This is a genomic window from Rhizobium sp. CBN3, from assembly GCF_030518245.1.
Taxonomy (GTDB): Bacteria; Pseudomonadota; Alphaproteobacteria; order Rhizobiales; family Rhizobiaceae; genus Rhizobium; species Rhizobium aethiopicum_A.
Genome location: NZ_JAULSE010000032.1, coordinates 14,949 through 38,365, shown reverse-complemented (window position 1 = coordinate 38,365; position 23,417 = coordinate 14,949). Strand labels below are relative to the sequence as shown.

Here is a 23,417-nt window from a genome sequence, read left to right as displayed (position 1 = left end):
AATGGGCTATCAGGGGATCGATAAGCCGCGTCCTGGCGGCGAGATCCGGATCGTTTCGCTGCAAGTCCTGCATTAGCAGCTCATAATCCGTCTGGATATGCTGGTCGCCCAACCATTCGGTATGGTCGAGCGACAATCCGCTGCGGCCTTCGATCGATGGATCAACCTGCTGCAGCGGCGAAGTTGATCTGAACTCGGCACGTGAATCCGAACGGCCGTCCAGACCGGCCGGTTCCCGGCCACTTGCCTGCTCAGGGGACAACCCCGACGCTGCGTTCGCCTCAACGACTTGCTGGTACTGCCGAAGCCGCTTGAAAGACATGGTGAGGTTTTTTCCCATGGCTTCGGTGAAGTCTTGGTAATCTTTTTTCAAGGACCTTTGCTGCATCTCGCTGCCGTTGAGCCGGCTCGCTATGCTCTCCCTACCCCTGGTTTGCAGCCAATTACTAAACTTTCGTTGATTGCTGGCTATAGTCCAGACAACATTCCTCTTGGAAGTCGAGCCCGATCCGAGCTTGCTCAGCTCTTCGTTGGCGAAGCTATCAATCATGAGGGCGTCGTCGGGATAAGGATCATGCTGTTTCAACTGCGACTCGGCGCCTAGATACTGCCGCAGCCGATCGAAACCCACGACCACTTTTTTTCCTTCATCCTTGGTAAAGGCCCTAAAATCCTCCTGCAACGACCGTCGCTGCTCATCAGTACCGGTGAGTCGGCTGACTATGCTCTCCCTGCCCTCCCTTTTGAGCCAAGCGCTAAACTTTCGTTGCCCACTGGCATTTTTCCGAGAATTCGGGACCTCTTCCTTGGCCAAGCTATCAATGACGCGGGCGTCGTCGGGATAAGGATCATGTATCTGGCGTCCCATCAGGCGCGGCCCAGGTCCAACGGCTTGGAGTTCTTGCCCCTCAGGCGCGAGCCTCCTGAAATGAGACAGTGCTGACTGAAGACGGCCCTGACCATCCCCACCGCTTGCCCAATAAGCCGCGATATCAACGGCTAGTGAATCTGGATCGTTTAAAAACCGAGAAGCCATCGAATCTCTGTTCTCTGCTCTGAGCCAACGAGCGAACCTCTTAAGAATCCCCAAATTGTTCTCGACGGTACGCTCGGGAACCCTTCCGTCCCCTCGGCCGATGCTACCGTCGGGTAGAATTTCGTAGTTTCGGACTGCTTCCGCGAACTGGTTGATGCGGGACTCGTCATCGGGATGCATGTCCCGGTCGGCGGGGCGACCACGCTTGGCGTAATCGACGCGAACCTTGGTTGAGACCACGTGAGTCTCGGTTGCGGCATCGACGTCTTGCTGCCCCGAACCCCGCGACGACGTCTTGCCGCTGCTCAATCCGAACGCCTTCTTGAACCCTGACACCATGCGCGACTTAAATCCGCGGCTTCTGCCCTGCGGCGCCGCGGCGACTTCTCCCGCGTCCGCCATATTGCTCGATGTCTTGCTCCCCGAGCCGCCGAATCGCAAGCTGCTGGAGCCCGCCCGAGAGACGTCTATGCTGTGGCGGGCGCCGCTCAACGAGTTCTCCGGCGCCAGCGACTGCGGCGTCACTCGCATCGAACCGCCCACGGATCTGCGACGCGGCACACGGTCGCCGGCGTCACTGTCGTGCGAACCGAGGCGCAAGTCGCTCGGATCCTGTTCCATGTCTCGTCTCTGTGAATAGTAGTCCTGGATCCAGGCGTCCGTATCGAAAGCTCCGGTCACGTCTTCGATCCACCCACTTACTTCGCGAGAATCGTCATCGCGCGGCTGGTTCCGTCTTGGGTACATCGATGCGGGTCCTCCGGAAATTCAAATTTGGAACCTCGATCCTAATGCCTGCCGACCGCCGCCCGGCATGCTAAAGCCAGATCCAATCATGCCCTCAAGGCATGGCCGAACGCTATATGCGACGGCTTGCCGACAATCGTCTGCACTCGACCATCAGGCCGGCACATGGCTTGAGAGGCTCGCCAGCTTGCCGCTTGCCATGCGGAGCCCGCTAAAATTGGCCTTCATTTAAGCAGTTTCGGGTGATGTGTGGAACATGCAGCGTGAAGGGTGCCGTCAGCATTCCGATTCCAACCAATCTTTCCGCCGGCCTTTCTGATTTCGCCGCCTCAGTGCGCGGCGACAAACAAGGTGAGACTCAGCCAGATTGTCGCTCTACAGAACCCACTCGGCCTTCCGTGATCATTCAACTTTTGAGGCTCATTCCCGCACCCGTATCTGTCTACACTTCAGCCCCCCCCGTTACCGCGACGCCCGCAAGACTCGCCCCGGCTTCGCCGCTGTGACTTTGGCCGGATGGGACTTGCGCCGCCAAGCAGCTATCAGCTTGGCATGACGTATTCCCGAGCGGAGGTCCATCATCTCATTGGTCATCAGTGGCCTTCTATCGGGCTGTGCTTGAACAACCAGACCCTGCCGAAAAACCACTGATGCCCACCTACTCCTCAGAACCTTCACCACCTAAGGGGACTCCGTGGATCCGCTTTTCCAAAGCATTTTGGAATATCGGTTTTGCATGATGGCGGCCAGTCCGGTTGCACTAGCATATGCGTAATCTGCAATTGGAGACCAACAACGGTGAACACAGAACAGGCCCGCGGGGCGGTAAATCCTCCGAGGACACCTCTAACATTCAAGCTAATCTTAGCCCTGCCGCGGCGCAGACACCTCCGACGGACTTCCACGATGGTTTGGCGAAGGGACCACGCTTTCACGAATCCTCGAGGCTTGGGCTGAGGAAAGGGATCAGGAGGAGACGAGGAGCGGCTGGAGGCGGTAAGACGAACTATAACGTGGATGGACGCTGGCGATGTTAATGCAACTACAATCACTGCGGCTGGCCAAGCCGCCGGCACTGTTCCGCCAGAGCTCCAGAAGCTCGCGGACGACAACCGGCTGTGAGCAGCTTCCCGAGCGGGTCCGGACGACGCTGGCAGAACCAGTGATCGCATCGGGCTATATGGGCCCCGCAGGTCGTCTTTCCGCCCAGTTCGCGGAAGTTTAGTCCCCTCTAGGCGAGACCAGGAGCCGCGCATGCAACGCGTACCCCCCGCTTCATCGAAGCTTAGCAGTCACGTATCCGCTTTATAGGCCGGACATGTGAGCGCACCGTTCCCACATGTGAAGCGACTGAAAAGGATGCGCTTCATCACACCTTTCACTCTCAGGAGAGACCGCCATGGATAACACAGAACGATCGCTGCGCTACAACATTTCCGAGGAAGATGATCGCACCCGGGCCATGGCGGGGTGGATCGAGAATATGACCGGGGCACAAACACTTACGGGCATGCCGTCCCGATCAACGTCAGATCCCCATGCTCGTTCGCCTTCGTCGCCAACGCGGCCATACTCGCTCTCTTCCGAACCTCCAATTAAGGTGCTCGACAGATCGACATTTGCCAGAAAAGTGAGGGAATTTTACGGTGATGATATCAAGCACATTTCCGTCAATCCACAAGAGTACTCGCCCTTCGTGTCCTCTAAAGCCCTGCGTACGGCTACCATCGCTCGACTCTACGGCGGCACCGACAATGATACGCCCAGCGCGCGATATTTCAGCTATGATCTGGGAGAACGAAGCGTTGGGCTTTTAAGAACAGAGGATGGATTTAGCATCGAGAACGAGCCGTGGCGGGAACTTTTTCCCGGTCGGAAAAGAATCACTTCGATTGTAGACCTTCGCGTTACTCATCCGCTTGTCGAGAACGCAGGCGATATTCTGCTCGAACATCAACTTCAACTCGACGGCGAACAGCCGTTAATCATGTCACGTCCCGCTTCGCCAGAGATGGGAGCCCGTCTAGAGCAGATGGGTTTCGTTGACGTGGGTCAAAATCGCTGGGTGCTCGACCCTACGCAACATCCGGACAAGTGGACAAAGAATAGCAAGGGTGGATGGCAGCGCGCAGGCAAACCTTGGAGTTATCTCTCGAAAACCGTGGACTATCTTAGCGACGATGAAGCAGGTGTCGAGGGGCATTCGAGTGAAGCCAGTGTCGAGACAGATTCATCCGATGATGACCCCTCTTGGTACTTCGAACACCTCAATTTGAACCGCGAATAAAAGCTTGCCGTCATCGTGATGACTTTTTGCGCCGCCGGCCGAGTTGATACGCCCCTCTATTACGAGGACGCAGGCGAAGATTAGAGACTGCAATCTTGCTGCGACTGTCTGCGACGGCCCGCCTCATGCTGCACTGTGAAGTAGCTCTCGACAGTTGCTTCAGTCGGGCTGATAAACTCAATCAGAACTTTCGTGATCTGGTGGATGTTGGGCGGTTCGGTCTTGAAGACACCAAGCGCGAACTCAATGAAGCCTCGGCGGAGCCCGTATCCGCTCCATGATTGTCCTGCGCATCGACCCAGAAGGAGCTGCGCAGCGCCGCCTCGTCCGCCTGTCTATCCCGCGGCAATACCGATAGAGACAGTCGCGGATCGTTTCGCGATCATGCAATTCGACCATTTTCTCTTGGTCCATGGCTCGTCGCAAGTCTAGTCTTGAGTTGAAAGTGGCGTTCGGTGCATCTGCGAACGGACATTCGCGCCGTCGGCGCTTGACCTGGCCTCGCAATGCCGCTTCCCAGGGAACGTCTGTGAACTTGAAACCGCGTGCGTAGGACAGCAACTCTCGCGCAATCAAGGACCATTGCTCCGTTGGATTTTGCCTGCAAGAACAGCCAGTGCCCCTCTGCGCTTGTGTGGAAGGGAGCTAACGGTCCATTCGGCAACAATGCGATTGACGAGTTCGCCAGAAAGAGCCCAATGTCGACTGGATCCCCGTTTGCGGCCGCCGGGCGCGCCGGCGCCTGCCTCGGCGAAGCCTCCTCCAAAGCCTGTGATCCGAACGATCCTGCCTGGCTCGCAATCGGTGCGCGTCTGACCGAGCGGGAACGGCTGATCGACGCGATGGAGAAATCTGGGTGGGTTCAGGCCAGGCGGCTCGCCTCCGGCCTCACCCCACCTTAGGTTGGTTATGCCATCCGCGGGCATCAAATCGGGGTGAAAGAAAGTTCTAAGCCTGGTGTGGTCGAACGGCCCGACCTGCCCTCCTCAACTCATGCACTCGAGGCGAGCCGCCATTTTACCGGTGTCTGTCTATTGTCAAATGCCTGACAACCCTATGTCGGGTAGCAAATGGAGGGAACCGGACAAAAAACGCTAACCCGCTGAAAAACCTAACTATTTGCATTGGCATGGCCCTTGCTTTTTGAACCGCGATGTTAAGCAGCAACGGAGCCTTCAATGTCCCCACCAATGATTTCGCTCAAGAGCCTGACCAGCACGACAACCATGAACCAACTGCTGGCCACAGCGAAGTCCACTGCTTGCGCCGCGTCATTGTGCGGTTCGTCCGCAAAGCCGCACCACGCCGAGCCGGCTGTGTGGGAGAAAATCAAGGACCTTTCCTGCTATTCAGAAGAAGTTTACTATTTCGCGCGCATGCACGTCGTAGCCGCACCAGCCTGCAATATCCAGTGCAACTACTGCGATCGTAAATACTGCGCCAACGAAAGCCGGCCTGGGGTCGTCTCGGAAAAGCTGACGCCTGACCAGGCCCTGCGAAAGGTCGTTGCGGTCGCCAATGAAGTCCCTCAGCTTTCCGTGCTCTTTATCACCGGACCAAGCGATGCCTGTTATGACCGAAAGAAGACAAAGGCGACATTTGAACGCGGAGCCACAGAGATCCCCGATATCAAGCTGTGTCTTTCAACCAACGGTCTGGCACTGCCGGACCGTGTCGGCGAGCTTGCTGACATGAATGTTGATCACTTGACGATCACCACCAACATGGTCGATCCGAGAGTCGACGCGAAGATATCCGCGCCACTGCCGGGCCGTGCCGCAGCTCAGCAGAAGCCCGGACACAAGCAGGCCCCGCGAGCACATAGGCAGCCAAGTCTCGATATTCGTCCAACATGCCGGGCACTCTCGGTCGCAGCAGCGCTGAGGCCTTGGTCACCTCCCCGCGCAAAATGCCCGGTTGCTCTCTTTGATGCTTCAGGAGCATCCCGATCACCCGCTTCTTGTGTCAGTCCGCTCCCGTCTCCAACGCGGCGGCGACCTCCTTGCGCAGCCATTTATGCTGCGGGTCGTGATGGCACCGCTCGTGCCAGATGAGCATGACCTTGTACGGTGCCGGCTCGAGGGGTGGATCAACAACCCTAAGCGGCAGCATCGCGGAAACTTGGGTCGCAACGCGGCGCGGGACGAGCAATACCAAATCCGTTGCCGAAGCTACCACCGCTGCCGTGAGAACGCTGGAAAAAAGTATGGGACTACGATCCGCTCGCAGGTTGGGCAAGTGGTCGTAGATCGGGCCGAAGTGGTCGGGGGAGTCCGTACTGATGGCAGCGTGACGCAAGGTCGCGAAGTTGTCGATCGTCCATTCCTGCGCCAGCGCTGGATGGCCGTGGCGCAACAAACACGCGAAGCGGTCTGTATAAAGACTGCGCCGAAAATAGCCAGGCAGTTGCACGTCGATATGCCCAACGGCCAAATCAATATCACCTTGCTCAAGCCCCCGCACGGCACGATCAAACGGCAAACAGGCGAGTGTGTCGAGATGAGGGGCACGCTCGCGTAACCACGGCAGGAGGCGCGGTAGTACAGCCAAAGCTTGATGATCGGGGATCGCCAGCGTTGCCCCCCTCCCCCATTCTTTTGAGATTACGCTGCGGCTTGTCACCATCTCTCGGATCGTACGCAGTGCCGACGGCAGCCTTTGAGCCAAATGTTCGCCTTGCGGCGTTGGGATCAAACCCGTTGAAGACCGCACCAGGAGATCATCATTGAACAAGCCGCGCAGCCTTCCCAGTGCCCGGCTCATCGCCGGTTGACTCCGCCCGATGTGCTGGCCCGCGTGCGTCACGTTCCGGTATTCGAGCAGAGCCTCGAGCGCCACCAGGAGGTTGAGGTCTATTGATGCTAGGTTTATCTGGTGTCCAGTGAGGCGCTCTCCTCTCCAATCTTGCAACATCTTTCGCCTATAAGCGAGTTGATCCGTCACCTCTTTTTCTACATTGCGTTTCATGAAGTTCATTCCTCAACAATCAATTCCGGGTCCAACGTTTTCGAGTTCATCTCGGCGGTGGAGCGCGGGTGACAACCTCCATGGCATTGTGCCATCACGCGTCCAATGGGCGGCCAGATCTGTGTGACGATGGCGATCACATGGAACATCGGGGTGTCCCACAGGAATATAGAGCCCGTGTCGACCTCCCCGAGCCCGTTGCAACAGCCTCGCATCCGATACTGGGGTGCTTGGGTGAGAGAGGCGCACGCGCTCGAGCACAGCGTTGCAATAGGCCTCGGTTGCATAATACGCGATGCGGTCGATGTCGCTAAGCTGAACACCTGCAGATGCGAGGCAATATTGAATCGAACGAATTGGTAGCGTGTTGGAGTGCTTGATTCGGTTAGGCCGTTCCTCTTCGACTGCCGCTATCACTCGGCCGTCGCGAACGCGAACCGCAGCCCCATTGTGCATAAAGCTGTTCGGTAGATCGAACGAATTTTCGTAGACTCTGCTTAGACGCCCACTCAGCCCTAGACACAGCATGTTGCTCTCCAGTCCGTTTCGAAAGGTAGGTCGCTCTGGCCCGACCGCCGGCTTTCGTAAGTTCAAAGCTTGTGTTTGACGTGTCAGATAGAGCTCACAGGCGAAGCCGATACTAATAGCGACCGGCTCGGCGACATTGCCGACAATCGATGCTGCGCAACCTTCTTGATGCTATAGTTGCGACGCCGCACGGAAACCCTGACCGAAGCATTTGCAGCAGAACTGCCACGTAATCTATCCACATTACTCAGTCCTTCATATTTCGGCCCGACAGCCGCAAGAAAATCACGAGGTTTGGTGTTCCTGCAAAAGGCGCAGATCATGTCCTTGCGGCTGCGAGCGCGCCTGCTCTGGCTTCTAGTCATTGTGAGGGATGCACTCACAGATTTAGTCGACCAGGCAACAGTGCTTCTTGTGAGAGCCCATTAGCACTGAAACGGCAGAAGCAACGGCCAAGATTTGGCCGATCACGTCCAACGTGATAACAATCGAGGCCAGGCAACTGACAGAGTGCTCCAACTCGTTTTCCAGCACAGTCTCTACCGAACCTGAGGACCCATTTTTAGAACTCCACACAATCGTTCTGCACAGCGCTCTTCAGCGTTTTTTCTAAGGGCAATTGTTTTGACCAGTAAAATTGTTTGTTTGGATGGAATGCGTGCAAAAAAGGGATGGGTGGATTCATAGCAAGGCGAGCGGCACTTTCAAACAGCGGCCGTGATGATCAACGTTTACGGCAAATCCGCCTCCGACGTCGGTGCCGACGACCGACCTCCGAAATCCTCGTGTATCGTCGTACCCGCAACACTCCTTCTCTACTCTGGTTTTCAGCCGATAAGCCTAGCCGCAGCTTCGCCAGTCGGCACGTCGATAAGCGTGATCGGGCTTGCTGCAAGGAAACGGCGTTGGTTGTTGGTCGGCGCTGCCGCATCCAGCACCGCAAAACGTGGTGCGTTGGATCGCGTCATGATCTGTCGGGCGTAGGTGCGCAGCATCTGGTCGTTGAAGCGGCAGCCGATGAAGAAGAGCCGAAGAGCCTCTGTTGGTGCGCCGCTCCTTCACCGCTTCGCTGACCCACCTGAGCGGCGGAACTCCTTCCGTCGCTGATGAGGCCGTTGATGGCCTGCTCGCCCGGCCTTCCGGTGGGTCGGCCGGCATCGAGACAGGCGATTATTACGCGGCGGGCGCGGCGCGCGAGGTTTCGATGCGCTTCAGTCCATCGGTGATGGCCGCGAGCCCTTCCCGCAGCGTCTGCCCTATAGTGCCCGGACCGATGTCGATTGGAGGATTGTCAAGCATGGCTACAATGTCGCTGCCGTTGAGATAATCGAGCTTCTTCTGGACTGTGGTTCGGACACGCTCGGTCGCGCTCGACAGTGCCTCACCGTTGCGTTCGGTGATGGCGGAGAGCTGATCTGAAAGCTCTCCTCCGAACTGCAGGAAGATGTCGTCGACATACCTCCACGTTCCGCCGCGGGCTTCCACATCGACCATCTGGTTGATCTTGCTCTTTACCTCATCCCGCAGCGTCAAGGCAGTGTCGAGATAAGCCTGCCATATAGCTATGATACTTTCGACCGAGTTCTCGATGGATTTGGTCCGTTCGGGCTGGTCTGCGATGCCAAGAAGGACCAGAAGTTGATCATCGTTACCGGGCCGCGGGACCACCGCTGCGATCAGACGCTCCACAACCGCGCGCCTACGGGCTGCATCGCCTAGTTCCTTCGGCCATTGCGACGACACTATCTTCGCAATCCTCTCAGAATTCGCGTTCTCTAGCGGATAAGAAAGCTGTCGCTCCTGAGCCTTTGCCTTGATCAGACGGAACAAGGACTCTACTACCTCGTCTTGATCGAGAGCGCCCGTTGGAACTCTGTTCAGATCGATCCCATTCACCACGACCTCTTCGCGGCGGTCGCCGTTTGTCTCGCCCTGCCCCGCCCCATCGGGCATGTCATCCACATATTGAAGATTTCGCAGATTCTCAGGATAGGCCAGCATCAACAGAAGTCGGCCGGCGAAGTTGTGCAACGTTGCCTCCTGCTCTTCCGGAGGCGTCGCAGCCAGCACACGTTGCAGCCAATCCGCGATCTTCGTGGTCAGATGGGACAACTCTGCGGTCTGTCCCGCGCCAATTTGCGCGCTGAGACTTACTGCGTGATTGGAAATGGTCGCGGCCGCGGCGGCAATCCCCTCCTTCACTTCCGGGAGAAGCTGCTCCAGGAGCTCAGCCCCGCCTTCACGCTTGCTTCTCTCTTCAGTTTCCTCAACACTCCCTGCAGAGTTCCCTTCCGCGCTATCGAGCGCCGTCATCGGCCGATTGAATTCTTCAGAGTCGTCGGGTGGAAGAAATTGGGAGTTCTCCTCGGCGTTCATCTCAAACTGCTGAATGTCTTCTTCAGTTAAGATTCCTGCTTCCTGCATGTCAGGCAACCTCATGCGGAAGTTCACGAAATACTTCTTCATCACCTTTTGGACCTGCGGGAACCCGGCCTTTCCACCATCAGCCAACTTGACGAGGATAACGCCGTTTTCGTTCATCCTGCCCGTGCCTCTCCGCAGAAGCGAAAAGTTCTCCTTACTACTATCCTCATCATCTTCAAAAGGCATGTTTTTCAAAGTTTGTGCCAATCCATTGAGCTTTTTCTTACTCACCAGGACAGCAGGCTTCCGCAGATCGCCAACCGTGCCAACCGCAAAGCAGAACTCCAAATCCGCTCTGTTCTTCGTCTGGTCGATCAACTGCAGAAATTTCTTCGCTCTTGTCCTATTGTGCTTCATTCCGGCCATTATATCTCTCCAGTTTCCTGTTCTAGATCAGTGTACGTCGGTTGATAGGGTGGGACAGGATCTGATCACCCAACTTCCCGAAGATCTGCCTGATGGAGGTGACCGCGCTCTCCAGCGGTCTAGTCGAGCGGGAAAGCGGCGCGCCGAGATCAAGCGACGATCGCCGCCAGTCGCAGCCGTGACCGCCTCCGATCCGGCCGGCAACCGACATGCCGACCTCTCCCGCCGCAGACCTGCGTGGGCGTCTCGTGACCCCATAGGGCTTTCCCAGCGCCAGTCGGATGCTATCCCGGCGTTCATAAGAAATCTGGACATCGGAATTCTGACAACAGATTGCGGGACAACGGGCTCATCACGCTGTCAGGCTGGAGGTTAAAAACCGCCCAATGGCGACCGGACACCAGTCGTACCTGAATAAGGTCCCCTCCTCCCAATGGCTGCTTATCCGCCTCATTTAAGAGGCGAAACAGCGCCCAATGGCCGCTCTTGGAGAGGGTGGCGCCTTGAAAACCGATGAAAGCGACGGAAGCGCCGCCGACGCCGCCGGCCGTAGGCCAATGGAAATGCATGGCCGCGGCGGCTGTTCCTCGTCGATGTTCGAGGCGCTGGCCGTCGATGTCTACCACCACCTGGTCTGTCAACGGATCGGTCTCGGCGACGGTGAGCAGGAATCCAACTGACACCTTGCCGGCATCATCGAACATGGTGTCGCGGATCGTGGCTGCCCGTTGGAACTGGGCCAAGGTATTGCGGCCGATAGGGAAATCGACACCGCTCGTTGGCCGAAACTGCCACGAGCCTTTGGATTTGTCGACGAATGGGGAAAGGTTCTCGGCGAAGAAAGTGTCGATCTCCGCCTTGCGGCCGAACAGCCGGGCGAAATCGCTCAAAGGGATATCCCGGCGGGATCCGCTCGCGAAGGGATACCGTCCTTCGGTAGCCCGTCGGCACAAATCGCCGGGGCCGCCCGCCCAACCGCTCGCCAACCCGCGCCTCATGCCGCTGACGGTTAAGTCCGAGCTGTGGCGGCTGAGGCCGAGGATCCATTGCCGGATGGGTTCGGGCAGATCGGCCGCCCCCGCCTCGATCTGTTGGATGGCGACGCCCGCCTGCCCGTTGTGTTCCAAGATGTTCGAACCCGCCAGCCCCTGCGCCTGGCTGAGGGAGCGATACAGTTCGCCAAGATCCCGGAGAGCACTGTCAATCGGCGCCTGCGCGCCCGCTTGGCTGTTCGACGGCACTTCGACCAGCTGGTGCAGCCACCGGAAATGATCGCCCATATAGAGCTGGACGTGAGCTTCAGGCGTGTCCGCGGCCGGTTGGGACCGGAACAGTGCCTCGAGCTCGCTTGGCAACACCTCGCCCTGGGGGACACTGTCACCTTTCGTCAAGCCGTCCTCGGGAGCCGGTGGTTGCTTGAGCTTTAGCTCCTGCGCCGCCGCGAAAAGGAACAGGCGCATTGGTGACGTCGGCGCGGACAGCGTGTTCAAGGTGCGCAGCGCGTCATCGATACCCCCAGAGGGGCGGATGGACATATCGCCAATGAGCTGGTCCCAGCGCAACGCGAACTCCTGAGCGTAGAGATCCGCCGCCGAACGCCGCAGCTTCTGGCTCACATCACCGGCTGCAATCGGCGCGACTACCTGTGAGTCGAGAACCCAGCCTTCTGCAGCGACAGCGTCAGCCACTTGCGGCAGCAATCGCAGGAAGGTTCCGTAAAACCCCGCCCTCGTGTAGATGCCAGGAACCCCCTCGCTGAGCGGCTGTCCCGATTTGCGAGCCAGGACGCCCTGCGCCAGCGGCCCGGCATGGTCGGCCAGACGCCAGGTTGGCGCCCGCGAGGCTTCGGGACTGGTCGCGATGATGTCGAGGACGCGGCGCGCCATCGAGACGGTCTGGAGCTTCGCGCGGCTCCTCTCGATCAGTTCGCCATTAAGCTCACTATGGGGCAGCGGCCCTTCCATGAGTGCATCCAGGTGATCAGCGAGCGCGCTGCGCAGGCCGGCATCGGCTTCGGCCGGAAACATCACTCGCCAGTCGGCAGCCATCCAGTTCTTGACGACCGCGCGCTGGAGCGGACCCTGCTGACCCAGCATCAGGTAAACCTTTAACGCCTGGTAGACGAACTGATCATCGTCGTGCCGCTCGACCAATAAGGTTTCCAACCGGAACATCAGCCGCGGCAGCAGGATGGTGTTCACGGCGCGGCGGTACGCCGCGAGCGTCTGAACCTTGATTTTCTTACTCTGGTCGAGACCCGAACTTGATAGGGGGCCGCCCGCGCTGTCGCCGTTGGCATCACGCAGCCGCTGAAGCAGTGGCAGGATGGGTCGAAGATCGCCACTCTCAACCCGGTCGAGCTTCAGCTTTTCGGCCCCTCTGGCATAGCTGCCAGCCATTAGGCGAACGCTCTCGATCAGCTGAACATTCCGAATATAGCTGAACGTCCATAAGACGCTGGCGGTAACAATGACCGCCGCTATCATCGTGTAGGCGCCATACCGGATCCGCCGCTGGCGCCGATCGAAGCGGTGATTGGCATCGACGAGCCCAGCTTCGGCGAAAACGACTTCGCGCAGCAGCCGGCTGATGAAATAACCACGGCCCGGGCCACGAAGCGCTGTACAGGGCGGCTGAGCGATCTCGAAGGTCTGAGATCTGGCGTTCGCAAGTCGATCGAAGGGCATGCCAATTTGCGTGCCGCTTAAGAAGTAGACGCCGCGGAGCATAAGCGGTTCCTGGAACGAATTCCCGCCAAAGGCTTCCTTCAAGAACTGTTGCGTCAGGTGCTTGAGGCTAGCGACCTGCTGTGGGAAGCCGAACATGAGCGCGCGACGCTGGAGGTTGCTTTCGTGCTGCATTCGTTCAAGCAGCCTTTCGTTTAGGCGGCCAACAAGCGCATCGTATGCTGCGGCAAACGCCATCGGATCGCCTTCGTCCTCCGACGCCTCTTGCGCATAGGTGAACCCCCACACCGCCTCCCGCCCCTCGCGACCCAGATCGTCGAAGAATTCAACAAATCCCGCCAGCAGATCGCTCTTAGTGAAAAGCACATAAATCGGCAGTTGCAGGCGAAGCTCCCTGTACACTTCGAGGAGCCGCTCACGGATACAGCGCGCGCGATCGGCGAGCACTTCCTCGGATGTAGAATTCAGCTCGCTGATTGCGATCGTGACTAAGACACCGTTCAGCGGCTGCCGTGGCCGGGAGCGTCTGAGCATACGAAGCAAGCCACGCCAAACCGCTTTGTCCCGGTCTGCATCACCCTCCTGTATCGTGTAGCGCCCAGCAGTGTCGACGAACACCGCGTCATCGGTGATCCACCAGTCGCAGTTTTCCGTACCCGCTAACCCACCGGCGGCTCTCAGACCGGACCTCGCCGCCATCGGAAAGCTGAGCCCGGAATTGACTATTGCTGTGGTCTTCCCCGAGTTGGGCGGACCGATCATCACATACCAGGGCCGCTGATAGAGCCACCGCCTGCTGATACCTCCTGCGTAGCGGCGCCCCTTGAGTGTGGTAAGGGTCTCGCGGAAACGATGACGAATCGCCTCCAGCTCTCTTTCAGCAAGCGTGCTGGCTTGCCCCACACTTCGGTCGGAAGGCCTTGGGTCTCCCTTCTTCTGCTCGGCCCCACCCGCGTCCAGCGCTCCCGACACTCGTGATTGGACGAGGTCTTCAAAATAGGCCTGAACCTTGTAAAGCTGGGACTGGATCAAGTAGATCACGGTGTATCCGACCGGAATCAGCATCGATGCCGCGATCTGGCTGCGAAGGCTGTCAAGCGGCGCAAATCCTCCGACCGAGATATGCGGTCCGAGCGTGAAGATTAAGGCACATACGATCGCCGCCCCGCCGACACGGAGCCATTGCCACCTAAGCGCTTTCTTGATTGACTGCATGGCTTGTCTTCATTGTGTCTTTGTGATGATGATTTGAATCCGACGGTTCCGCGCGCGGCCCTCGGGCGTGTGGTTCGAAGCGACCGGTTCTCCGCTCCCTCTGCCCTCTTCTCGCACGCGGCCTGGGTCATTCATCATGGATTTGATAATCTCGGCAGCTGCGCTCGCACGCGCGAGCGAAAGGGAATCGTTTGAAGGGAAGGCGAGTGATTGCACCGGAATGGCGTCGGTGTGCCCGGTCAGGAGGACCGATCCCGACTCACCGTTCAGAGAACGACCAATTCGTAAAAGAAGCGGCAGGAACATTTTCTTCACTTCCGGACTAGCAGAATCGAACATCCCGGAGGCGCGAATGATAACGACGATCTGCTGTGGGTCCTCGGACACAGTGACAAGCCCTTCGCGGATTTCGGGCTCGAGGAAGTTACGCAGTCGGTCGCTGCTCATAACAACCTTTGGTGGCAATGCGATTCTCGCCGATCTGACAACGCCGTTCGGCGGCAATGTCGCGATATCGTTGAAGACAGCGTCGGCGCGGGCATTTAATGCATGCAGGAGTCCGGCATAGATCGAGAGGAGTAATCCTGCCCCAAACGCTACGACGGCCCAGATTGGAACGATTGTGCGGCGTGGCTCCGGATTATTTGAGTTCCTCCGCCAGTGCGGGGATAGTTCGCGCTCGAAGTCACCACGGGCTGCTCGGATCAGGCGGTAGACGTCTTCGCACAGCACACTGAGCTCTGCGGCTCCTCCCGCAGTGACGCGGTAGCGGCCTTCGAAGCCCAACCTCATGCAGTAATAGAGCAGCTCCAGCAGTTCTATATTGATGGCCGGTTCATTTTTCAATTGCGTCAGCAGATCGAAGAAGCGCTCGCCGCCCCAGGTATCGCTGAACAGCGATCCCACCAAGCTGCGCGTCGTCCAGACGCTGTTGCTGCCCCAGGCTGTGTTCAGAACGATGTCATCGATGGTCGCGCAGAGGGCGTATTTGCAGACCTTGATCGCTCGCGAGGGCAATCCGAGCGGCGTGATCCGACGCTCAAAAGCATCGATCTCCCGCAGCACCCTAAGGCGCAGTGCTTCAACGTCGATATGGCTAGCACTGCTCTTGAGCTGAGCGCTGAGACCCAGCAGCGCCGCCGCGGCCGCGACCAGTGGATTAAGTCGGTCGAGCGCAAGCATCTCCCAGGTAAGTTCCTCCGCCACTGGCGATGACGGCGAAGGGACAGCCAACTGCTCCTCGGCGTGAAGGAGGACGAGTGGCTGGGATTTTGGCATCGTTTCCTCAATCACCATCATCAACCCGCCCACTTCCCTTTGGAGCGGACGCTCTCATCGTGGGATCGGCGGGTGGGTCGACTACGCTCTCGCACTGGGCGCGCGAAGTCGGCGCCGAAGCTCCGGAGCAAATCGGTTTCGATGCTCGATACGACGTCATTGAAGACGCGCACGTACGCACTCCGGTTTCGCGCCTTATGGTTGCGGTGCAAAAGGGAACGGGGCCGCCCCATCGCCTTCTCGATCCCTGCTAGGGACAAGCGTGCACGGACGCTGGACAGAGCCTTCTGCACAGCCGCGAATGACACGTCATGCGTCCCACGGTCGGTGAAGGCTTGCTCAACGGCCAGGTCTCCGCGGAGGAACCCGCTGGAGTCATTGCACAGAACTGCGCGCAACGCCTCACCGACATCGGGGACGAGACTCAGGGTTTTTTCGTCGGAACTCTTATTTCTGAATAATTGTTCGCCAGCTCTCGCTCGGAGAGTATGCTGTGCAGCGCGGCGGAATACAGAAGCATTTTCCCTGCACGATCCAACACGCTTACGATGCCGGCATTCCGGACATCTGCCAATGATAAGCCGCAGGCGGCAAGGAAAGCCGTGACAGCCGCTCGATGATTCTTGGCGAGATGATTGCTCCACCTTGGGTTGCGTCAAGATGGGGGCCCGATCTGGCACACTGTCTGCGTAGATATCCCACGGACTTCTCATCATGCCCGCCAGCGCGTCTAAACGAGTGCCTAAGAACGGCAATGGTAGGAACTCGCCGTCCCTCAGGTCCAGCAGCGCTTCTTCACCCCGGGTGCAATTGCCCGCCAGGAGCGACGAGGCCGTTTCGAGGGGGCCAAGAAGACTCAACTCCTCACTTGTCGCTGCAAGTTGTCCCTCCGGTTCGGCGGCACTCTCCGCAATGGATATCGAAGGCGACACCGCGACGACATCGGTCATATAGGCGCCGATCTGAATAACATCGCTGGTTTTCCGGGCGACCGGCGCCTCTGACGGAAGCGGCACCGCCTCGTCATTTTGACATGTGTCGTCGCGGCCTCGGTCGATCAGTACGTATCGCCGTGCCATGCACTCGATTGAGCAGTGGGATTTCGAGACCATCTGCTGATCATCCGGCAGAACCAGGCTGTTGCCTGCTCGGCTGGTAGTCAGTCCACCAGCCGCGTCGCCCGGCACGAGATATTCCGGAAAACTACATCTATTGCTGTGTACACGTAGCGTGAGGGGCATTGGTGGGCTAACTCAAATGTGGGTTCTGTCCGGCTCGGATGGCCCAGAGAGCCATTTCGAGATTTGGGAAGTCGCCAGCAACGTGCAGCGCCAAGCCGGCGGATTGGGGCATATCCTTCCAGAAGCGGCTATTTTGATCGATCTCGAAATAGCTGAATCCAACATGGAACGGGATCTGACGCGGCGCGACCGGTAGGGGATTGATGATAATGCCGGGCAGTGCGACATTGACGAGTTCCGTGATTTTCTCCGCCGGGCCGATCTTAATCTGAGACGGGAACTCGCGCCGGAGGCGCTCGACCTCAATATCAGCCCGAGCAGCCAGCACGAAGCTCGAGGTCGTAAAGAGAGAGCGGTCGGCCACCTCAGCCACATGGACACCGTATTTTTGCCGCTGCAGCGGTACGGGGACCGCAGTCTGCTCAATCACTGCACCCAGCGAAGCCCGGATCGACTGCATCACTGGCAAAAACGCCTCCGCGAGAGAGTCGTGCTTGTAAACACCAAGGGTCGGGGCACGTTTATCGACGCGGGCGAACGTGGCTAGTTCACCCGCCAATTGGAGCATGACAACATACAGCGATTCCGGATTTACAACGGCGGCCTTGGACAGGTGGCAGAAGTACGGCTCGTACCGATTGATCGCCTGCAGCAGAAGGAAGTCCGCGAGCTCTGCAACCCGGCTCGTTCCCGACTGGGAGACCCGAGTGGCCAGAGCTTCACCACGATGGTGAAGCAGGCCGGTGATCTCAGTGATGTAGTTCGAGAGGACCCGGGAGCTGGCGCAGTCGGGGGTTGGCGGCACGTGCGTTTCGTCCAGAATGATCTGTCGGTCGGCCCGGACCTCTATGATACGGGCGATTGGGATGCAAGTGTAGCCAGACCGGTCTGCCGCGTCCGGCAGCAGTCGAAAATCCAGCCTCGCTACGTCGATGGAGGCGCTGCCTCGCTCGCCAGCGTTGGTGTCGACAACATCCTCAGTGGAGACTGCGAAGCGGATAGGTACGTCAATTCCCGCTTGCGCGTCGGTTTCAAGAGCGCCGGGTTGATAAAACGGTACCGCCAAGTGAATAAGCGAATCTCGAAAATCCGGCGGAACGTCGTAGGGAGTTGGCTGGTTGGCTTCGTCAGGAATACTGAAGGGCATCCCGTCCTCCAAGACGCCGCGAGCCGCTTCGATGGCGATCTTACCGAGACCAAGCAGCTCTCGATTGAGCCGCAGCTCGCTGATACCCCACCCGTACCCATGCAAAACCGCCGTCCTGCTGCGCACCAGCTGTTCGACGTGACGATCGGCCTGCTGAAAATGCTGCGGGCGGAGGAACAAGCCCTCCGACCAGACGACCCTATTATTCCACGACATTCAAGACTCGCCTCGCGTCCACCTGACAGAACGGCTTTCTCCGTAAAAGTAGCAGAGCTTCACTGCCCCCTTGCATGCACATCTGATATCCAACAATGCGCTGGTAGAAGGGCATCGCGTGTCGGGACAGCTCAGATATGCAAGCGCCGAAGCTCATCAGGATTGGTCATGAGCCCCCTTGCAGCGCGACAAGCAAGGGGTCTCATCTAGACTGTCGCTCAGTAGCCCGTTGCCCTCAGAGCCTTATTGGTCGTTCATGTTCACACTGACCTACAACGCGCCAATTCGCCTGTCCTGTCACTCGTACGAGATGAATCTCGCAAATGACCGCCCGGAAGCCTTGAGACCCGGCGCCGCAAGTACGGGGCCAAAAGAGCAGCGCAACAGGCAAGGTGACACGTGATGCGCATTGCCTCGTCGAAAATGTTCCTGAATACGCTGAGGCAGTGCCGCCGCCAACATCGTCTTCACGCGCCGCCGCCCCTAAAGCACCTTGACGACCAGTTTAGCGATTAGACAACCACCTCCTGGACACGATCCACGAACCGGTTGCAGTCCCGGTTCGCGCCAGGTGCGGGATAGCAGCCCTGGCGGCATGGATCATTCATGCGGCGAAGATAGGCATTTCCACATTTGGTGATGCCCAATAGCTAGCGAATGGGATATGCGCTGCGCCTCATGTTGGCGCGCGAGCACATGCAAGATGGCACGGTGGAGATCGACCGTTTTCATCTCGGTGAGCGACCGAGAATGGATCCGGACGGTCTACCGCCTGGACGGGGCCGAAAAGGCCTTTCGATACATGCAGGGCGCGCGACGGCGAAAGGGATCGAACCGCAACCTGCCTGCTGGGCGGTGAGGCGTTCATGGCGATTGGCAAGAGCTTTGCTACGCATGAGAACGTAAAGCATTCGAGCCGCGAATTCGTCCAAGTCGCCGTCCACTCGGTGGGAGGTTTCAAGTCCCGGGTCCGCCGCACCATTGCCGGCGTCTTTCATCATATCAGCCCGCAGCATGCCTTGTCTTTCCACGAGATCGGCTTCCGCTGGTCACAGCGCATTGTTACGGGCCAGGCAGTGCGGATACTAGTCACGGGTGCCGCCGGCGCTGCGATTGCTGCAAGTCTTTCGCGCTATTACCGGCCGGCAATGCGCAGAAGTCCGGATGCCGGGATCATCGTTAAATCTCCCAGCCTTTTGTGATAAGGCCGCGTTGTTTAGCGGAAGCCAGCAAGGAGTTCGAAGATGAAGGCCGACCTCACTGGCGCCGCAATTGGCGACAGTTGCCACTACCCTGGTATCGGTGGGCCAATCCCACCATAGAAGAGATCATGTCGATGTTTCGTCGTAACCGGCTTGCGCGGCACCGGCGGCCGTCAGCGTTGATAGCAATCCGTGCCGATCGCCACATCAAGCACGGACCTCCGGTCTGGAGAACGGGTCGTCGCTGCATCTCTCGAAGGATCGCCGCTGTCGTTATGGGTTCACGCAGGAGCTGCGCCATAGCCGCTCACTAACCGGATGCGAGCATATCACCTGTGCATGCAATCCAATACCGGGACTGCGCTAGTTTGAATCGCGGGCTCTTCTCCGTGGTTTTTGAGGTTCTGCTGCAATGATGCGTTTACGCTACCAGTTATCAACGGCCTGGCCATGTCTTCGGGATCTGCCGGCCTCCCGTCACCTGAGCTCGATTCCGCAGAGCCGCCCCATGCCACAACAGCAAAAAACGGGACCCACGGTGATTGAGCGGCGTCCGAACGAGGCTCGGCAAGCTGGAGCGGTCGATGGTCGCAGTCGCGCCCCTTGCACTCTGGTTAAGTCGCTTGAGCCCCTGATAAATTCTGACCTTCCGTCAGCAGTCGGTGCCCGACAGCTGACCCCTTGTTTCCTGAAGGCCATATCCCAGGGGGGTGAGCATGGTTGACAGGGACCCTCGGACTAAGGGGCAGGGCTCTTCGCGGCCGGATGAGGGCCGGCACCCAGCGGATCAAAGAGCGCAGTCTTCAGTGGCGCGTGTCGATCAAGTGGCCGACAACTTCAATTCGGACGACATCTGGCAAGAGAATTCGGTATTGCGTTACGTGGAAAGGCTAAGCGTCGGCCAGCCAAGCCCGCCGACCGAGCTTCAAAGCCCTGAAGAACAAACCCCGCAAATGATGGCTGACATGACGGAACTGACGAGAGTTCCGGTCGTCCCGGCAGAGACCGCGTTCAACCTCACGAGGACAACAGATGAATACAATAATGCCGATCGCACTATTCACCTCGTCGAGGGCCAGCCGCTGGAGACTGGCCCTCAGCGCGGGGGGCTGCATGGCCTTGGGAATTTAGAAGCCTCAGCGGTTGCCGGGCCCACCGAGGTGCCGGGTGGAAGAGAGGAGCATTCGGCCATGTCCGAGGTGCCCGCGGAGCCCAGCGATCCGACCGGTGGCGGGCGCAAGAGGCGGACTACTGAGAAGGACGCAGATCCCAGGCCCAGCCGCAGGCAGACGTTATATGCTCAAAGGCCGCTGGCGTTGGCGCCTGATCTCAGCGCCGCGAATGCCGGCATAATCGTGGGGCCTCGAGCGGCGTTCCGGACGGTGTCGGCCCAGGACCAGGCGAGGCTGGACGAAATCGCCAGGCAGACACCGCGGCAGTCGAGGCAGAGCAAGGGGGCGTGGGCGGACGCGCTGAAGGCGGCCCATCCCTATCTCAGCGCCGCCGATGCCGCCGTAATCGTGGGCGTCGTAAAGCGGGTTATCGCCAGGAGGGCGGCGTATCGAACGGTGTCGGCCCAGGACCGGGCGAGGCTTGACGAGATCAAGGCGGCGACACCGCAGCTGCCGGGGCAGAGCAAGGGGGCGTGGGCGGACGCGCTGAAGGCGGCCCATCCCGATCTCAGCGCCGCCGATGCCGCCATAACCGTGGGCTCTTTTAAGGACGATATTGCAAGGAGGACGGCGTTCCGGACGGTGTCGGCCCAGGACCAGGCGAGGCTGGACGAAATCGCCAGGCAGACACCGCAGCTACCGGGGCAGAGCAAGGGGGCGTGGGCGGACGCGCTGAAGGCGGCCCATCCCGATCTCAGCGCCGCCGATGCCGCCATAATCGTGGGTGCCGTAAAGCAGGATATTGCTAAAAGGGCCGCGTTCCAGACGGTGTCGGCCCAGGACCAGGCGAGACTGGACGAAATCGCGGCGGTGACACCGCGGCTGCCGGGGCAGAGCAAGGGGGCGTGGGCGGACGCGCTGAAGGCGGCCCATCCCGATCTCAGCGCCGCCGATGCCGCCATAATCGTGAATGCCGTAAAGCAGGATATTGCTAAAAGGACAGCGTTCCAGACGGTGTCGGCCCAGGACCACGCGAGGCTGGACGAAATCGCCAGGCAGACACCGCAGCTACCGGGGCAGAGCAAGGGGGCGTGGGCGGACGCACTGAAGGCGGCCCATCCCGATCTCAGCGCCGCCGATGCCGCCGCCATCGTGGGCGCCGTAAAGCGGGTTATCGCCAGGAGGGCGGCTTTCCAGACGGTGTCGGCCCAGGATCAGGCGAGGCTGGACGAAATCGCTAGGCAGACACCGCGGCTGCCGGGGCAGAGCAAGGGGGCATGGGCGGACGCGCTGAAGGCGGCCCATCCCGATCTCAGCGCCTCCGATGCCGCCATAATTGTGGGTTCCGTAAAGCATAATATTGCTAAAAGGGCGGCGTTCCGGACGGTGTCGGCTCAGGACCAGGCGAGGCTGGACGAAATCGCCAGGCAAACACCGCGACAGTCGAGGCAGAGCAAGGGGGCGTGGGCGGACGCGCTGAAGGCGGCCCATCCCGATCTCAGCGCCGCCGATGCCGCCACAATCGTGGGCGCCTTAAAGGACGATATCGCCGTGAGGGCAGCGTTCCGGACGGTGTCGGCCCAGGACCAGGCGAGGCTGGACGAAATCGCGGCGGTGACACCGCAGCTGCCGGGGCAGAGCAAGGGGGCGTGGGCGGACACGCTGAAGGCGGCCCATCCCGATCTCAGCGCCGCCGATGCCGCCACCATCGTGGGCGCCGCAAAGGACGAAATCGCCAGGAGGGCGGCGTTCCGGACGGTGTCGGCCCAGGACCAGGCGAGGCTGGACGAACTCGCTAGGCAGACACCGCAGCTGCCGGGGCAGAGCAAGGCGGCCTGGGCGGACGCGCTGAAGGCGGCCCATCCCGATCTCAGCGCCGCCGATGCCGCCGTAATCGTGGGTGCCATAAAGCAGGATATTGCTAAAAGGGCGGCGTTCCGGACGGTGTCGGCCCAGGACCAGGCGAGGCTGGACGAAATCGCGGCGGCAACACCGCGGCAGGGGGGGAGCAATGCGGCCTGGGCCGATGCGCTGAAGGCGGCCCATCCCGATCTCAGCGCCGCCGATGCCGCCACCATCCTGGGCACCTTTAGGGACGATATCGCCAGGAGGGCGGCGTTCCGGACGGTGTCGGCCCAGGATCAGGCGAGGCTGGACGAAATCGCTAGGCAGACACCGCAGCTGCCGGGGCAGAGCAAGGGGGCGTGGGCAGACGCACTGAAGGCGGCCCATCCCGATCTCAGCGCCGCCGATGCCGCCATAATCGTGGGTGCCTCGAAGAAACGGATAGCCAGGAGGGCAGCGTTCAAGGTGATATAGGACGGCTCATGACTCATCACCACATTCCCTAGGAACTGCACCATCATGTGCGTTGGTTGTCCACCACGGGATTGCATGAGCATGTGAGAGCGCCGAATTTTTCTTCAGTCTGGAGGCCAATACCTGGCTCGAGATCGATATTTAGGGGCACGACGGCCGGCGCATTCCGGCTGACTAACACGCCGAGAGCGACCTCGTCTTCGACGGTCGGGAGCGCAGAATGTCGGCTCGCATGCCGCTGCGACCATCAGCCCGCTCCTCGCAAGATTGGCGCCAAGGCCGCCGTCGAACGATGGCGACGAGGCAAGTTTTTCCAAAACTTTCTTTAGCATAGAGGTAGAAGGATCGCTACAGCGGGGTTGCAGTGCGCGGGCGGCTAGGGTGACTAAGTGCGTGCACTCCACGACCGTCAAACGGGGTCGGTGTCCGTCAATTCGAAATCGCAGGGATCTGCACGAGAGACCGCGTGGTTGCCCTGCACGACTAATGGAAGCAGGGTCGACAGTCACGTTGGGATGCGGTAGGTGCGCGATAGAACGGGGGATTGGCGGCGGGACTCGATTCTTTTTAGAAGATCACGCAAAGCCGCATCACACCCATTGTCAAAAGTAAATACCGCGACGATGGTTATTAAACTTCGACTTC

Annotated in this window: 10 protein-coding genes and 6 pseudogenes; 5 read left to right on the top strand and 11 right to left on the bottom strand. The window is 59.3% G+C overall.

Features of this window, described 5'->3' with window-relative positions; translation table 11 throughout:
* Nucleotides 1–1,783: pseudogene (locus QWJ46_RS28285) on the bottom strand (hypothetical protein); the annotation flags it as partial.
* A gap of 1,399 nt (nt 1,784–3,182) precedes the next feature.
* On the opposite strand from QWJ46_RS28285, the gene QWJ46_RS28280 reads away from it, so the two are divergent.
* The gene (locus QWJ46_RS28280; RefSeq protein WP_004678802.1) at nt 3,183–4,070 is read left to right on the top strand and encodes a hypothetical protein; all 888 of its coding nucleotides are present in this window, start codon (nt 3,183–3,185) and stop codon (nt 4,068–4,070) included.
* Nucleotides 4,071–4,204: 134 nt separating this feature from the next.
* On the opposite strand, the pseudogene QWJ46_RS28275 reads toward QWJ46_RS28280, so the two are convergent.
* A pseudogene (locus QWJ46_RS28275) lies at nt 4,205–4,484 on the bottom strand (nuclear transport factor 2 family protein); the annotation flags it as partial.
* Nucleotides 4,485–4,768: 284 nt separating this feature from the next.
* Here QWJ46_RS28275 and QWJ46_RS28270 point away from each other — a divergent pair.
* The gene (locus QWJ46_RS28270; RefSeq protein ID WP_010032001.1) at nt 4,769–4,972 is read left to right on the top strand and encodes a nif-specific regulatory protein,nifA; all 204 of its coding nucleotides are present in this window, start codon (nt 4,769–4,771) and stop codon (nt 4,970–4,972) included.
* A 276-nt stretch (nt 4,973–5,248) separates the two neighbouring features.
* Nucleotides 5,249–5,824: pseudogene (locus QWJ46_RS31355) on the top strand (radical SAM protein); the annotation flags it as partial.
* Between the two features lie 211 nt (nt 5,825–6,035).
* On the opposite strand, the gene QWJ46_RS28255 reads toward QWJ46_RS31355, so the two are convergent.
* The 9 genes and pseudogenes from QWJ46_RS28255 to tssK form a co-directional block, all read right to left on the bottom strand.
* Complete coding sequence (locus tag QWJ46_RS28255) at nt 6,036–7,046, bottom strand: LysR substrate-binding domain-containing protein (RefSeq protein WP_018247171.1); 1,011 nt, start codon at nt 7,044–7,046, stop codon at nt 6,036–6,038.
* A complete protein-coding gene (locus QWJ46_RS28250) occupies nt 7,043–7,186 on the bottom strand; it encodes a hypothetical protein (RefSeq protein ID WP_004678808.1) in 144 nt (47 codons plus the stop codon). Before QWJ46_RS28250 ends, QWJ46_RS28255 begins: the two co-directional genes overlap by 4 nt.
* A gap of 52 nt (nt 7,187–7,238) precedes the next feature.
* Nucleotides 7,239–7,565, bottom strand: a pseudogene (locus QWJ46_RS28245) (carbamoyltransferase N-terminal domain-containing protein); the annotation flags it as partial.
* An 827-nt stretch (nt 7,566–8,392) separates the two neighbouring features.
* A pseudogene (locus tag QWJ46_RS31350) lies at nt 8,393–8,627 on the bottom strand (SIR2 family protein); the annotation flags it as partial.
* Nucleotides 8,628–8,738: 111 nt separating this feature from the next.
* Complete coding sequence (locus tag QWJ46_RS28235; RefSeq protein WP_004678814.1) at nt 8,739–10,355, bottom strand: hypothetical protein; 1,617 nt, start codon at nt 10,353–10,355, stop codon at nt 8,739–8,741.
* Between the two features lie 296 nt (nt 10,356–10,651).
* Nucleotides 10,652–14,257: a type VI secretion system membrane subunit TssM gene (gene tssM / locus QWJ46_RS28230; protein ID WP_004678817.1), complete on the bottom strand. Its 3,606-nt coding sequence runs from the start codon at nt 14,255–14,257 to the stop codon at nt 10,652–10,654.
* Nucleotides 14,258–14,266: 9 nt separating this feature from the next.
* The gene (gene icmH / locus QWJ46_RS28225) at nt 14,267–15,556 is read right to left on the bottom strand and encodes a type IVB secretion system protein IcmH/DotU (RefSeq protein WP_004678820.1); all 1,290 of its coding nucleotides are present in this window, start codon (nt 15,554–15,556) and stop codon (nt 14,267–14,269) included.
* Nucleotides 15,556–16,722: a type VI secretion system-associated FHA domain protein gene (locus tag QWJ46_RS28220; protein WP_018247169.1), complete on the bottom strand. Its 1,167-nt coding sequence runs from the start codon at nt 16,720–16,722 to the stop codon at nt 15,556–15,558. The genes icmH and QWJ46_RS28220 overlap by 1 nt, the downstream gene beginning before the upstream one ends.
* Nucleotides 16,723–16,783: 61 nt before the next feature.
* On the bottom strand, nt 16,784–18,139 hold the full coding sequence (tssK, locus tag QWJ46_RS28215; protein ID WP_004678823.1) for a type VI secretion system baseplate subunit TssK: 1,356 nt from the start codon (nt 18,137–18,139) through the stop codon (nt 16,784–16,786).
* A 642-nt stretch (nt 18,140–18,781) separates the two neighbouring features.
* Here tssK and QWJ46_RS28210 point away from each other — a divergent pair.
* Both QWJ46_RS28210 and QWJ46_RS28205 read left to right on the top strand, forming a co-directional pair.
* Nucleotides 18,782–19,341 (top strand): annotated as a pseudogene (locus QWJ46_RS28210) (transposase); the annotation flags it as partial.
* A gap of 965 nt (nt 19,342–20,306) precedes the next feature.
* Nucleotides 20,307–22,772, top strand: a complete 2,466-nt coding sequence (locus tag QWJ46_RS28205; RefSeq protein WP_225881312.1) for a hypothetical protein — start codon at nt 20,307–20,309, stop codon at nt 22,770–22,772.
* Nucleotides 22,773–23,417 lie beyond the last annotated feature (645 nt).